Here is a 13845-nt window from a genome sequence, read left to right as displayed (position 1 = left end):
CCGATCACGATCGTCAACGACCTCGTGCGGCCAATGCGGCCCGTGGACGGGTTCCGCAGTCCTTCGGCTGAAGGGTGGCGTCCGGTCCGTCTCAGGGGAAGTCCCAAGACCGGCTGATCGCCGAGCACGTCAGCAGCAGCAGTGCGACGCAGATCCCCAGGGCCGTCGCCATCATCCGGTCGATGATCAGTTGCCCTGGTTCTGCCACCGCCCCGAGATGGCTGAGGGTCAGGGCCATGGGGGTGATGAAGAAGACGGCGATGCCGTAGTTGCGGGCGACGAAGGTCTCGGTCAGGAACTGAAGGACGCCGATCGCGGCTACCAGCAGCCAGACCGGCCACGGCGGGGCGAGCAGGACGTAGGCGGCCATTACCCCGAAAGCCGTTCCCAGGGAGCGGTGGACGCCTCTGGCCACCTGGCCGGCGAGAGTCGTGCCGGCGAGCGGGACGGTTGCCGCCACCGCGGCCCAGTACGGGTGGCCGAAACCGGCCGACCAGGCCAGGAGGGCGGCGACCGAAGGGGTCAGAGCATGGAGGAGGAGGTCGGTGCGGGCCCCTGGGGCGGTCACCACATCACGCAGGGGCAGCGGCCGAAAGTGGTTGCTGGGAAAGGATGCCGGGTGAGTACACCAGATGCCCTGACTGATGATCATCGCACTGGCCGCCGAGGCGGCCGCGATCAGGGCGGCCGGCAGCAGGTCGGTGGCCGGGTGGGGCTCCGCCGCGAGGGTGGCGACGGCGAACACGAGAAAGAGCGCCGGGTTGGGCAGCCACCCGTATCTGCGGGAGAACATCGGCCCGGCCACGGAGGCGATGCTCAGCGCCAGGACCGCGCCGGCCGGTCCGGCCATGCCGGCGGCGGTCCCGATGACCACGACCGCGGTCATCATCAGCCCGGCGCGCGCCTGCGTGATCAACCGGTCCCTGCCGGGCAGTGTCTTGCCGTAGACCGAGTTCAGCGAGCCGAACACCGCACAGGCGGTGAGGTCGGACCGGTGAAGGGCCAGCAGCACCGCCAGGGGGAGGGCGACGCTGAGCGCCACCTGGGCGGAACCCCGGCGGGAGGCGGAGCGCGGACGGACGGTGATGGTCTGCGTCCAGCATTCACGCACGAAGCGCGCCGATGAGGCGAGCATCGGTCGGGACGGCGTCCGGTCGATCGGGGTGGTCACGCGAATACCTCCACTGGCAGCCGTGGAGATGCCACACGGACGAGGGACACGGCCGCCACGCCGCTTCGTCAACGTACCGATGCGGACCGGCGGAACCAACCGGGCCGGTGAATACCCTTTGAGAAGCGAAGGGTTCGCTGGGCGGAAGGTGTGGGGGTGCGCGCGGACGCCGCAACCTGAAGCTTCGCCGGGGAGAGGCTCAGAATCGTTCGTTTCTTGAAGTATTCTCGCGTGGTGGTGTCTCAGGGTAAGTCGGTGGGCAAGGCCGGACGGACGTCGGGCGTGCGGCGCGGCAACGTGGAGAAGGTGCTGGAGGCCCTGCGTGCGCACGGGCCCTCCTCGCAGGCGGCGCTGGCCCGTCGCACCGATCTGTCCGCGGCGACGGTCAACAGCATCGTCAGAGGGCTGCGGGACGAGGGGATCGCCGAGGTCCAGGCGCTGAACGGGCGGGAGTCCCAGGTGGCGCTGGTGGCGGAGGCCGGGGTGATCGTCTCGGTCCAGGTCAACGTGGACGCCGTCCACGCGGTCCTGTTCGACCTGGGGCGGCGCCGGCGCCTGGACGCCCATCTCGATCAGGGCCGGGACTTCGCCACGGACGGGGCCGGTCCCGAGGATGTCGTGGGTCTGGTGCGGGGGCTCGTGGGCCGGGCCGGGCTGGCCGTGTCCGACCTGACCGGTGTGGCCGTGGCCATGCAGGGACCCATCCACCGGCGCGCCGGCACGCTCGTGTCCTGGGCCCGCCTGCAAATGCCGAACTGGAGCGACGTACCGGTGGCGTCGACCCTGGCCGAGGCGCTGGGGGTGGCGGTGGTGGCCGAGAACGACGCGAATCTGGCGGCCCTGGCCGAGTGGACGTGGGGGGCCGGGCACGGGGTCGACGACTTCCTGTTCGTGATGTGCTCCTCGGGCATCGGGGGCGGGATCGTGATCGACGGGCGGATCTACCGGGGTGGTGACGGGCTGGCCGGCGAGATCGGGCACATCATCCTGGAACAGCACGGCCCGGTCTGCTTCTGCGGAAGCCGGGGCTGTCTGACCACCTTCGCCTCCGAGCGCTCGATCCTGCTGGCGCTGGAGGGTTCGGGCTCGGTCAAGGAAGACCTGCCGGAGGTGATCGCGGCCGCCCACCGGGGCGACCCGGCCTGCCAGCGCGTGCTGTGGGAAGCCGGCCGTTACCTCGGCCGGGCGCTGGCGAACACGGCCAAGGCGATGGCCCCGAGCGTGGTGGCCATCGGGGGTCTGCTGGGGGAGGCCGGGCCTCTGGTGTTCGACAGCGTCCGCTCCTCCGCCGAGATCAACAGTTTGCTGGCCGTTTCGCCCGATGTGCGGTTCGTCCCCGCCGTGATCGGTGACGATGCGGCGCTTTTCGGCGGTGTGGCCGCGGTGCTGACCCTGGGTGGGCAGGGTGTCAGCTCTCTGCCGCAGTGGATGAAGAGCTGATTGTTCGAGACGTGAATAGTCGACGAGTTCGTTCGTTGACACTTGTTGAATGATTCGTACGATGAGATGGAAGTTGCTGCACGGAGTATTCAAGATCCGAACTATCGAAGGTCTCAATGATGAGAAAAGACGTGGCCGACATGCCCGCCCCGGCGACTGCGGGCGCCGGCGAACTGTCCGCCGGCATCCAGAGTGCCTCCGACTGGACGGTGTTCGCCCGGCTGACCCTGATGATGCTGCTGGAGTTCTTCGTCTGGGGATCATGGTTCGCCACGCTCGGGCTGGTCCTGGCGACACACGGTCTGCCGACCATCATCGGCACGGCCTTCTCCCTGGCCGCGGTCGCCGCCATCGTCTCCCCGATGTTCCTCGGGGCGCTGGTCGACCGCTTCATCCCCTCGCAGAACGGGCTCGGCATCGCCCATCTGATCGGCGGCGTGCTGCTCTGCTTCGTGCCGGCCGCGATCACCTCGGGCAACGGAACCCTCGTCCTGGCACTGATCTTCGTGTACATGCTGTTCTTCCAGCCCACCCTGGGCCTGTCGAACTCGATCGCCTTCCGGCACCTGGGCTCGAACCAGCGGTGGTTCCCCTACATCCGGGTGTTCGGCACCCTCGGCTGGGTGATCGCCGGGCAGGCCGTCGGCTGGGCCGGTCTCGACGACGCGCCCGAGCTGTTCTACCTGACAGCCACTTTCAGCATCCTGTTCGGCGTCTACGCCTTCACCCTGCCCTCCACACCGGCGCCGGCCAAGGGGGTGCGGTTCAGCCCCGGTGACGTCATCGGCGCCAAAGCCCTTCCGCTGCTGCGCAACCGTAACTTCGCCGTCCTGATGGGCTGCGCCCTCCTGACGGCTGTCTCGCTGGGCGTCTACAACACCTATGCCTCCACCTTCCTCGGGGCGCTGGGCTTCCAGAACGTCGCCGGTCTGCTGTCGATCGGTCAGGCGTCCGAGGTCGTCTTCATCGTCACCATCCCGTTCGTGCTCCAGCGCATCGGCATGAAATGGGCGCTGCTGGCCGGCATGTTCATGTGGGCCGTGCGGCTGGCCCTGTTCCTCGCCGTGATCGGCGCGCACCCGGACGGGCACACCTGGATCGCGGTCGCCGCTATCGCGCTGCAAGGCATCTGCAACGACTTCTTCCTCGTGCTGGCCGCCATGTACATCGGCAACGTGACCAGCGCCGAGGTCTCGGCCCAGGCCCAGAGCATGCTCATCCTCGTCGTCTCGGGCCTGGGCGCCTTCGTCGGTGCGGAGATCGCCGGCCGGATCTACGACCACAGCGTCGCCACCGGCGCAGCCGGTGACCTGAGTGGCTGGAACCCGATCTGGGCCCTGGGAATCGGCTCGGCCCTGGTCGCCGCCGTCATCTGGGCCACCCTGTTCCGCCGGCCGCGGGACGGCGAGCCGACCCTGATCACGACGGCCGGCTGACCAGGACCGTCATGAGTTCCCGAGACATCGACCTGTCCGGGCTGCTGTTCCGCGCCTGGGGCCGCAGTCAGCGCCTGGGCCTGCGTGAACTGCGCGGTCCGACGCCGGAGCCGGTGACTTCCTGATCACACCCGGCCCGCGGCCCCCAGCCGAGAGGACTGCCCACGATGTTCGAGAACTTCCTGATCCGACCCGACAGCCTGCGCAACGACGTGCGTGACGGCGAGGTGGTGGGATTCCGCCTCGCCGTCCGCCACGCCAACTACCGCGGCTGCTACCTGTCCCTGCACAACGGCTACTTCATCGAGGTCGACGGAACCGAATACCCGGTCTCCGTGCAGACCTTCGAGATCAACGGACGCCCACCGCGCAGCTTTGCGGACCTGCGCTCGCAGGTGCACGAGCACTGGGACTACGACGACGAGGGAATCCTGCACGTCTCCGCACCCGGCGGCCTCGCCCCCGGCCAGCACGTCATCCGCTTCCAGCAGTCGGTTCTGGCGGCCTACGGCTACCTGCCGACCGACGAGGAGTGGGTGAAGAACCCCCCGCGTCCCGGCACCGGGGCCGGCTCCGACAAGGCACCGCAGATCGTGTCCTACACCCTGACCCTGACCGAGCCGGCGGAGGCCCTCCGATGAGCATGCAGCGGGGAGTCTCCCTCTACAGCTACCAGCAGTCGCAGTTCCTCAAGGAACTTGACCTGCACGACCAGGTGCGCGAGGTCGGCCAGAACCTCGGCGGTGCCACCGGTCTCGAACTGGTCGACGAGATGTCGCTGCGGTACCCGGACCCGGGCCCGGAGTTCCGCGGCCAGTGGTTCGGCTGGATGGAGCAGTACGGCACCACCCCGGTGGCCCTGGACGTGCAGATGGACGTGCTGCAATTCCGGGACCACGTGATGACCTACGATGAGTGCGCCGAGCGGCTGCGGCACGATCTGCGCCTCGCCAAGTCCCTGGGTTTCCGCAACGTTCGCACCCTGTCGGTGGTCCCCACCGAGATCATGGAGATGGCGCTGCCGCTGGCCGAGGAACTGGACCTGAGGCTGGGCAAAGAGGTCCATCAGCCCATGCGCCTGGAAGGACAGCAGGTCGGCGAGATCCTCGAGGTGATCGAGCGAACCGGGACCCAGCACCTCGGGATCGTCCCGGATCTCGGCATCTTCCAGTTCCGGCTGTCCGAGGTCCAGCTCGCCTGGTTCCGGCGCCGGGGCGCGCAGCTCAGCGCCTGTGACGCGTCGGTCGACCTGGCCCTGATGCTGCGCGCCGGCCAGGCGCCCTTCTCCCGCTCGGAACTGGCCGCCCACACCGCCGGCAACTTGCGATCGGACTTCGGCAGGTTCCTCAGGAGCGCGGAAGGCGACCCGGCACTCATCGAGATCTTCCGGGGCGTACGTGATTTCGCCGACCAGCGGGTCGAGAACCCGCAGGAGATCGACTACACCGTCGTGGCCGAGGCGCTGATGTTCTCCGACACCTCGCCCGACACCCTGCGGCAGCTCGCCCCGCACGTGACCCACGTGCACGGCAAGTTCAACTACATGTCCGAGATCCCCGGCGAACCGGGCCAGTTCCAGGACATCGCGATCGACTACGAAGCCGCGGTCACGGCCCTGAAGGACGGGGGCTTCGACGGGTTCGTCAACTCCGAGTACGAGGGACAGCGCTACAACCAGGACCGCGGCCGGGAACAGCTGATGTCCGAGGTCGAGCAGGTGCGGCGTCACCAGGAGATGCTGAGGAGGCTGATCGGGGCATGAAAAGCCCGAAGAACGAGAGTCTCTCGCGGCGTCTGTGCGTGTTCGTCGGCTCCTACGCCGACGGCCCCGGCGGGGGATCCGGTGGCGTCAGCCTGTACGAGGTCAGCCCGGGCGGCCGTGACCTGACCCTGTGCAGCCACCTCGACGAGCCCCGCCAGGCGGGATTCCTGGTCTACGCGCCCACGCTCTGGACCCTTTTCGCGGTCGACGAGCGCAAGACGGACGGACGCGGTCCGGTCCAGTCGCCGGCGGCGGTGCACGCGATCCGGGTGGAGCCGACCACCAGGACGATGAAGCCGCTCAACCTGCTGAGCACCGTCGGGCCCTTTCCCACCTACCTGTCCGTGGCACCCGGTCGTCATCTGCTGGTCAGCGCCAACCACGGCAGCTTCGAGCACGTCGAGCACGTGGTCGCCGGCCCGCACGGAGGCTGGGACGTGGAGTACCTCTACGACGACTCCACGGTCGTGACCTACGGTCTGGGCGCCGACGGCAGCGTCGAGAGCATCCAGGACGTCCAGATCCTGCGGGAAGGGGGCACCGACCCCAACTCCTCGCCCCAGGCCGGAGGACACGCCCAGGCCGCCGCTCACGCCCACTGTGCCGTGATCGACCCGAGCGGTCGATACGTGGTGGTCTGTGACAAGGGCTCGGACACCGTGACGGTCTACGAACTGGGCCCGAAGCTCAGGCCCGTCAGCACCTACCGGTTCGCGCCGCAGACGGCACCCCGGCACCTGGCCTTCGACCCGCTGTCCGACCGGGCCTACCTGACCTGCGAGCTGTCCTCCGAGCTGGTGTCGCTGGCCTTCGACGCCTCCCAGGGCGTGTTCACCTTCCTGGGCCGCTGCTCGAGCGTCGCGGAAGGGTTCACCGCTCTCAACGAGCCAGCCGAGGTCCGCGTGCACCCCGGCGGATCGTTCGTCTACGTGAACAACCGCGGTGAGGACACGCTGGCCTGGTTCGAGGCGGGCACCGACGGCAGTCTGCGCCGGACCGGGAGCGTGCCACTGGCTCCGTCGGTCCATCCGGGCCTGGCCGCCCGCAGTTTCGCGATCGACCCGACCGGCAGCCTCCTGCTGCTGGCCGACCGACCCGGCAACGTCGTCCGTTCCTACGAGATCGACCACAACACAGGCACTCTCGCCCACCTGGCCGACACGGCCGTGGCCGATCCGGCGTACCTCGAGTTCGCGGAGTTCCCCTCATGAAGCCTCAGCCCCGGGTGGCGATCATCGGCACCGGGATGATCGCCGCCGCCCACCTGCGCGCCGCCCGCGACAGCGGGGCCGACGTCATCGGCCTGCTCGGCATCTCACCCGAACGGTCCCAGGAGCACGCCCACCGCTGGAACGTGCCCACCGGATACCCGGATTTGGAGGCCCTGCTGGCCGACCGGCCCGATGTGGTGCATGTCTGCACCCCCAACTCCACCCACGTCAGCTACGGCGAGGCCGTCGCCGCCGCCGGGATCGGTCTGGTGCTGGAGAAGCCGATCGCCACCACGGTCGCCGACGCCGAGCGTCTGGTGAAGACGGTCGAGGCGGCGGGTGTGGTCGCGACCGTGCCGTACGTGTACCGCTACCACCCGATGGTGCGCGAGATCCGGGCCCGCCGGATCCGCGGCGAGCTCGGCGACGTGGCCCTGGTGCACGGCTCGTACCTCCAGGACTGGCTGCTGTCGCCGGACGCCTCGACCTGGCGGATCGACCCGCGGGAGGGCGGCGCCTCCCGGGCCTTCGCCGACATCGGCACCCACTGGTGCGACCTGGCGGAGTTCGTCTCCGGCGAGGTGTTCACCGAGGTCAGTGCCGCGACCTCGATCGTGCACCGGACCCGTCCCGTCGGTTCGTCCGCCTCGTTCGCCGGCGCCCGGGAAGGTGCCGAGCGAGCCGTGGTGACGACCGAGGACACCGCCACGGCGATGTTCCGCACCCAGCGCGGGATGACCGCCAGCACGGTGATTTCCCAGGTCTCGGCCGGCCGCAAGAACCGGCTGTGGCTGGAGGTCGACGGCACCCGGGGATCGGCGGTGTTCGACCAGGAACAGCCCGAGACCGCCTGGTTCGGCAGCGAGAACGGTGCGCTCACCGTGCACCGTGGCGAGGGCCCGGCCGCGGCGGACCAGAGCCGCCTCAACCGCACACCCGCCGGGCACCCCCAGGGCTGGACGGACGCGTTCGCGGCGTTCGTGAGCGACACCTACGCCGCCGTGCGCGGTGACCGGCCCGAGGGCCTGCCGACGGTGCAGGACGGACTGCGATCGGTACGGATCGTGCAGGCGGTGCTGGACAGCGCCGCGGGCAACGCGTGGACGACGATCGGAGACCGCTCATGACGCACCCGGTGACGCTCTTCACCGGCCAGTGGGCCGACCTGCCCTTCGAGGAGGTCGCGCGGCTGGCCGCCGGATGGGGGTACGACGGTCTCGAGATCGCCGCCTCCGGTGACCATCTGGACCTGGAACGGGCGGACGAGGACCCGGCCTACCTGCGCTCGCGGCTGGAGATCCTGGACCGGCACGGGCTGAAGGTCTTCGCCGTCTCCAACCACCTGACCGGCCAGGCCGTCTGCGACGACCCGATCGACTTCCGGCACCAGGCGATCGTGCGTCCCTCCACCTGGGGCGACGGTGATCCCGAGGGCGTGCGGCAGCGGGCCGCCGAGGACATGAAGCGTGCCGCCCGGGTGACGCGCAAGCTCGGTGCGGACACGGTGGTCGGGTTCACGGGCAGCAAGATCTGGCCCTACGTGGCGATGTTCCCGCCGGTACCGGAATCGGTGATCGACGCGGGCTACGAGGACTTCGCCCGTCGCTGGAACCCGATCCTGGACGTCTTCGACGACGAGGGAGTGCGTTTCGCCCACGAGGTGCACCCCTCCGAGATCGCCTACGACTACTGGTCGAGCATCCGGGCGCTGGAGGCGGTCGGGCACCGTGCCGCCTTCGGCTTCAACTGGGACCCCTCGCACATGATGTGGCAGAACATCGACCCGGTCGGCTTCATCGTCGATCTCGCCGAGCGGATCTACCACGTGGACTGCAAGGACACCCGGCTGCGCCCGCCCAACGGGCGTTCGGGCGTCCTCGGTTCGCATCTCGCCTGGGGAGATCCGCGCCGGGGCTGGGACTTCGTCTCCACCGGGCACGGTGACGTGCCGTGGGAGGACGCCTTCCGGGCGCTGCGTGCCATCGGCTACAGCGGCCCCGTCTCGATCGAGTGGGAGGACGCCGGCATGGACCGCCTGCACGGAGCCGCCCAGGCCGTCGGGTTCATCCGCTCGCTGCTGTGGAAGCTGCCGCAGTCGTCATTCGACGCGGCCTTCTCCAACCAGTGAAAACCATTAACAGTCAAGGGAAGACCATGTCAGATTTCACCCCCTCGTCCGCCTTCACGTCCGGGTCCACCCTGCCCCAGAAGCGCTACGACGCCGTGGTCATCGGCTCGGGCGCGGCCGGCAGCATCGCGGTGAAGGAGCTCACCGAAAGAGGGCTGGAGGTACTGCTGCTCGAGGCCGGGCGGGACATCACCGACGCCGACTTCACCCCCGCGCCGCCCACCCGCCCGGCCAAGATGAACATCGGCCTGGTCGGCCGCTCCAAGGCGATGCTGCGCGGGCAGTACCGGCAGTCCCTGCGGGCCTTCTTCAAGGACACCACCAGTCCGTTCCTGGTGAACGACTGGCAGAACCCCTACACGGTCGACGGCGACGACTTCCTGTGGATCCGGGGCCGGGTGCTCGGCGGTCGCCTGCACTCCTACGGCCGGATGCTGCTGCGCTCGTCCGACCACGAGTTCAAGGCCGCCGACTACGACGGCCACGGCGTGAACTGGCCGTTCGGGTACGCCGACCTGGCGCCGTACTACGACCGGGTGGAGAAGTTCCTGGGGGTGTACGGCACCGAGGAGAACCTGCCGCAGCTGCCGGACGGGCAGTACCGCGGGCCCTCGCTGACCACCGAGTCGGAGAAGGAGTTCAAGTCCGTCGTCGAAAGTCGCTGGCCGGAGCGCAATGTCGTGCCGTGGCGGTACGCCGCGCCGAATCTGCACCGGGTTCCGCTGGGTATCGTGGCCGCCCGGGAGACCGGCCGGCTGACGACGCGGACCGACGCGGTGGTCAGGCAGATCACGATCAACCGCAAGACCGGCCGGGCCGACGGTGCGGTGTTCGTCGACCGCCTGACCAGGACCGAGCACCGGGTCTTCGCCGACATCGTGATGCTGTGCGCCTCCGGGATCGAGTCGGTGCGGCTGATGCTGAACTCCGCCACGGACGGCCACCCCGACGGTCTGGGCAACTCCTCCGGGCTGCTCGGCCGCTACTTCATGGACCAGACGCCGAGTCTGCTCTTCGCCGAGGACCCGAAGCATCCCGGGTTCGAGACGATCAACCCCGCCCCCGAGGACCCGTACTACGCCCCGGTCGGCGGGGTCTACATCCCGCGCTTCAAGAACCTGGAGGGCCAGAGCGAGCGGGGGTACGCACGCGGCTACGGGGTGCAGGGCACGATCGGCCGTCTTCCCGTGCCGGACGGCAACGCGGGCACGGTCGGCCTGATGGCCTTCGGCGAGATGCTGCCCTACTACGACAACCGGATCACCATCGACAAGCGCCGTAAGGACCACTGGGGCATCCCGGCGCCCCGGATCCACATGCGGGTCACCGACAACGAGCGCAACATGATGCGTGCCCAGGTGGCGGGCATGCGGGAGATGGCCCAGGCCGCCGGTTACACGATCAACTTCGTCGGCTCCACGCTCGGCCTGGACGACCGGAAGATCTGGCCGGACGCCGACCCGATCAGCCGGTTCATCTTCAAGCGGGGCATCAAGCTCAGCCTGGCCATGGGTGCGGCCATCCACGAGTGCGGAGGCGCCCGCATGGGCACCGACCCGGCCACCTCGGTGCTCAACGAGCACAACCAGAGCTGGGACGTGCCCAACCTGTTCGTCACCGACGGCAGCGCCTACGTCTCCAACGGAGCGGTCGGCCCGTCGCTGACCATCATGGCGATGACGGCCCGCGCCTGTGAGTACGCCGCCCGGCAGCTCGCTGACGGGACGCTCTGAGAGCAATCGATCTCAGGTGACATGGCCTGGCCCAGAAGCAGTACCGGTTCTGGGCCAGGCCATGTGCGTCGCGGTCCGAGCCGATTCCCGGTCAGGCTCGCCCGGACCGGCTGGATCCCCTCAGTTCTTCAGCTCGAGCGTCTCGCCGAATCCCATGCGGTGGACGAAGGCCTGACGGGTGAGGTCCGAGAAGGCCATGACGTGATCGACGCCCGCGGCGGTGAAGTCGACCACCGTGCGGAACGGCTTGCGCCCGCGCGGACGGGCGATGACCGCGGCGATCTCGTCGGCCACCACCTGGGGGTTCTGGTCGACCCCGGGCTGCATGAGGCCGGCGGTGGCCTCCTCGTTCCGGGCCACGAGCGGGTCCAGGAACGAGTAGGCCGCGCTGACCTCGGTGTCGGAGGCCCGGGAGGCGTTCGGGAAGTGCTGGGTGCCCTCGGTGATGGCCCCCGGCATGACGATGCTGGTCTCGATGCCGAACTGCGACGCCTCGTAGGAGGTGACGACGGCCAGCGCGTCGAAGGCGGCCTTGGACGCCACGTACGGCCCCAGGAACGGGGGAGTGGTGACGATGATCGTGCTGCCGACGTACACCAGGGTGCCGGACCGCTGAGCCCTCAGGTACGGCAGCGCCGCCCGGTTGACGCGGTGGGCGCCGATGGCGTTGATGTCGATCAGGTGGGCCAGGTCCTCGTCGGTGAACGCCTCCACGTAACCGACGTAGAGGTGACCGGCGTTCTGGACCACGACGTCCAGGCGTCCCGCCCGCTCCACCACGGTCCTGACCGCGGTGTCGGCCGAGTCCTGTGACGACACGTCGAGTTCGATCACGTGCAGGTCGAGGTTCTCCCTCTCGGCCAGCTCGGTGAACTCCGCCGAGATCGCGGCGTTGCGGGCATTGACCCCGCGCATGCTGGCGAAGACCGTGTGGCCCTGGCGGGCCAGGGTCCTGGCGGTCAGGTTACCGATCCCGGTGCTGGATCCGGTGACGAGAATGACTGACACGGAACTCCTTTCGCCGGTGGAGCGGGCTCAGGCCGCGCCACCGTTGGTGTAGATGACCTGGCCGTTGACCCAGCGGGCGGGCCCGGCCAGGAAGGCCGTCGTCTCGGCGATGTCCTGCGGGGTGCCCAGACGCTCCATCGGGTTCGCGCCGGCGATGCGGTCGATGACCTCCTGCGGCTTGCCCTCGAAGAACAGGGGCGTCGCGGTCGGGCCGGGAGCCACGACGTTGACGGTGACGTCCTTGCCCCGCAGCTCGCGGGCCAGGATCAGGGTCAGCGCCTCCACCGCACCCTTCGACATCGCGTAGGCGCCGTAGGTGGGCAGCTGGAGCCGGGTGACGGAGGTGGAGAAGTTGATGATCGCGCCACCCGCGCGCACGGACCGGGCCGCCAGCTGGCTGACCACGAACGTGCCCCGGACGTTGGTGCGCTGGACCCGGTCGAAGGTCTCCAGGTCCATGGTGGCCACGGGGGCCAGCGGCATGATGCCGGCCGCGTTCACCACCACATCGATCCCGCCGAAGATGGTGGTGGCGTGCTCGAACAGGTTCGCCATCGCGGTCTCGTCCGCGACGTCCCCGCCGAACGAGGTGGCCGTGCCGCCGGAGGCGGTGATGCCCGCGACGACCTCCTCGGCCGTCGCGGGGTTGCCGGCGTAGTGCACGAGCACGGACATGCCGTCGGCGGCCAGGCGCTCGGCCACGGCCCGGCCGATCCCGCCGGAGGCGCCGGTGACGATGACCGAGCGGGAAGGGGAGTTGCTCACGGTGTTCCTCCGTAGATGTGAATTCTCGGATCCGCCGATGACGACGGACGTTTCAGTGGAGCGTGATCCGCAGGACGCGGTCGTCGCCCGGTCGTGGGCCGGTGCCGCCCCAGGTGGCCTCGTCGGTGTTGGACGTGGTGATCCACAGCGACCCGTCCGGCGCGGTCTCCACGGTGCGGATCCGGCCGTACTCGCCGGCCAGGTGCGCGACCGGTTCGCCGGTGGCCACCCCGTCCCGCACCGGCAGCTGCCACAGGCGCTGTCCACCCAGGGCGCCCAGCCACAGTGATCCGCCGGCATGGGCCAGTCCGGAGGGCGAGGCGTCGTCGGGACGCAGCACGAACAGCGGTGGCTCACCGGCGTCCCCCTGCGTGCCCTCGTTCGCCGGCCAGCCGTAGTCCAGGCCCGGCCGGATCACGTTGACCTCGTCCCAGGTGCGATGGCCCAGCTCCGAGGCGTACACCGTGCCGTCCGGCCCGAACTCGAGGCCCTGCACGTTGCGGTGCCCCCGCGAGTACACGGCGGTGCCCGAGGGGTTGTCGTCCGGGATGCTCCCGTCCGGACGGATCCGCAGGATCTTGCCGTTCAGCGAGGTCTCGTCGGCCGCGTTACCGGGCTCGAAGGCGTCCCCGGTCCCGATCCAGAGATTCCCGTCCGGGCCGAACTCGATGCGTCCACCGTGGTGCCGGTCGGCGTTCTGGATGCCGTCCAGCACCACCGCCTCCTGCGTCAGTGCACCGAAGTCCTCGGCCACCCGCAGCGCCACGACCCGGTTGGCCGGACGGGACGAGACGTAGGCGTAGATCCGCCGGTCCGTCGAGAAGTTCGGTGAGACAGCGATTCCCAGGAGCCCACCCTCCGAGCTCTGGATGACGCCCGGAACCTCACCGATCGTCCGGGGGGCGTCGGCGCCGACCGGCAGCCGCTGGATCAGGCCCGAGGCACGTCCGGAGAACACAGCCGATCCGTCGGGAAGAAAGGCGAGTCCCCAGGGCATGTCCAGCCCGGAGACGACCTCGGTCACCGTGTCGATGCGGGCGATCGGGGCGTCCCGGCCGGAGCCGGCCGGAGGGGCCACCGCCCGGGCCTCAGTGGACGTTTGGGGGGACGTTTGGGGGGACGTTTGGGTGGACGCCGACGTGCTGGTGCCACAACCGGCAAGGGTCAGGACGGTCGTGGCGCCGATCGCCA

General features: G+C 69.5%; 12 protein-coding genes. 8 read left to right on the top strand and 4 right to left on the bottom strand.

The window, feature by feature from the left end; translation table 11 throughout:
* Positions 1 to 91: 91 nt before the first annotated feature.
* Positions 92 to 1171, bottom strand: coding sequence for an FUSC family protein (locus KIH74_RS38615; RefSeq protein ID WP_214156546.1), 1080 nt, complete (start codon positions 1169 to 1171; stop codon positions 92 to 94).
* 231 nt (positions 1172 to 1402) lie between these two features.
* Here KIH74_RS38615 and KIH74_RS37730 point away from each other — a divergent pair, with 231 nt between their 5' ends.
* From KIH74_RS37730 to KIH74_RS15015, 8 genes are all read left to right on the top strand, one after another.
* Positions 1403 to 2611 carry an ROK family transcriptional regulator gene (locus KIH74_RS37730; protein WP_214156545.1) on the top strand — a complete coding sequence of 403 codons (1209 nt, stop codon included), beginning with the start codon at positions 1403 to 1405 and terminating at the stop codon, positions 2609 to 2611.
* Between the two features lie 119 nt (positions 2612 to 2730).
* Complete coding sequence (locus KIH74_RS15045) at positions 2731 to 4047, top strand: MFS transporter (protein ID WP_214156544.1); 1317 nt, start codon at positions 2731 to 2733, stop codon at positions 4045 to 4047.
* Between the two features lie 167 nt (positions 4048 to 4214).
* Positions 4215 to 4688: a C-glycoside deglycosidase beta subunit domain-containing protein gene (locus tag KIH74_RS15040; protein WP_214156543.1), complete on the top strand. Its 474-nt coding sequence runs from the start codon at positions 4215 to 4217 to the stop codon at positions 4686 to 4688.
* Positions 4685 to 5809, top strand: coding sequence for an IolE/MocC family protein (locus KIH74_RS15035; protein ID WP_214156542.1), 1125 nt, complete (start codon positions 4685 to 4687; stop codon positions 5807 to 5809). Before KIH74_RS15040 ends, KIH74_RS15035 begins: the two co-directional genes overlap by 4 nt.
* Positions 5806 to 7020 carry a lactonase family protein gene (locus KIH74_RS15030; protein WP_214156541.1) on the top strand — a complete coding sequence of 405 codons (1215 nt, stop codon included), beginning with the start codon at positions 5806 to 5808 and terminating at the stop codon, positions 7018 to 7020. The genes KIH74_RS15035 and KIH74_RS15030 overlap by 4 nt, the downstream gene beginning before the upstream one ends.
* The gene (locus tag KIH74_RS15025; protein ID WP_214156540.1) at positions 7017 to 8147 is read left to right on the top strand and encodes a Gfo/Idh/MocA family protein; all 1131 of its coding nucleotides are present in this window, start codon (positions 7017 to 7019) and stop codon (positions 8145 to 8147) included. The genes KIH74_RS15030 and KIH74_RS15025 overlap by 4 nt, the downstream gene beginning before the upstream one ends.
* On the top strand, positions 8144 to 9148 hold the full coding sequence (locus tag KIH74_RS15020; protein ID WP_214156539.1) for a sugar phosphate isomerase/epimerase family protein: 1005 nt from the start codon (positions 8144 to 8146) through the stop codon (positions 9146 to 9148). Before KIH74_RS15025 ends, KIH74_RS15020 begins: the two co-directional genes overlap by 4 nt.
* Before the next feature lie 26 nt (positions 9149 to 9174).
* Complete coding sequence (locus KIH74_RS15015; RefSeq protein ID WP_214156538.1) at positions 9175 to 10881, top strand: GMC oxidoreductase; 1707 nt, start codon at positions 9175 to 9177, stop codon at positions 10879 to 10881.
* A gap of 120 nt (positions 10882 to 11001) precedes the next feature.
* Here KIH74_RS15015 and KIH74_RS15010 read toward each other — a convergent pair whose 3' ends face one another.
* From KIH74_RS15010 to KIH74_RS15000, 3 genes are read right to left on the bottom strand one after another with little or no spacing between them, the layout of a single operon-like run.
* Positions 11002 to 11889 (bottom strand): SDR family NAD(P)-dependent oxidoreductase, encoded by an 888-nt coding sequence (locus KIH74_RS15010; protein WP_214156537.1) that lies wholly within the window; start codon positions 11887 to 11889, stop codon positions 11002 to 11004.
* Between the two features lie 27 nt (positions 11890 to 11916).
* On the bottom strand, positions 11917 to 12654 hold the full coding sequence (locus tag KIH74_RS15005) for an SDR family oxidoreductase (RefSeq protein ID WP_214156536.1): 738 nt from the start codon (positions 12652 to 12654) through the stop codon (positions 11917 to 11919).
* A gap of 52 nt (positions 12655 to 12706) precedes the next feature.
* Positions 12707 to 13732 (bottom strand): PQQ-dependent sugar dehydrogenase, encoded by a 1026-nt coding sequence (locus KIH74_RS15000; RefSeq protein ID WP_214156535.1) that lies wholly within the window; start codon positions 13730 to 13732, stop codon positions 12707 to 12709.
* Between the last annotated feature and the right edge of the window lie 113 nt (positions 13733 to 13845).

This window comes from Kineosporia corallincola (genome assembly GCF_018499875.1).
GTDB lineage: Bacteria > Actinomycetota > Actinomycetes > Actinomycetales > Kineosporiaceae > Kineosporia > Kineosporia corallincola.
The sequence above is the reverse complement of the archived record's forward strand: the minus strand, read 5'-3'. Positions and strand labels throughout refer to the sequence as shown.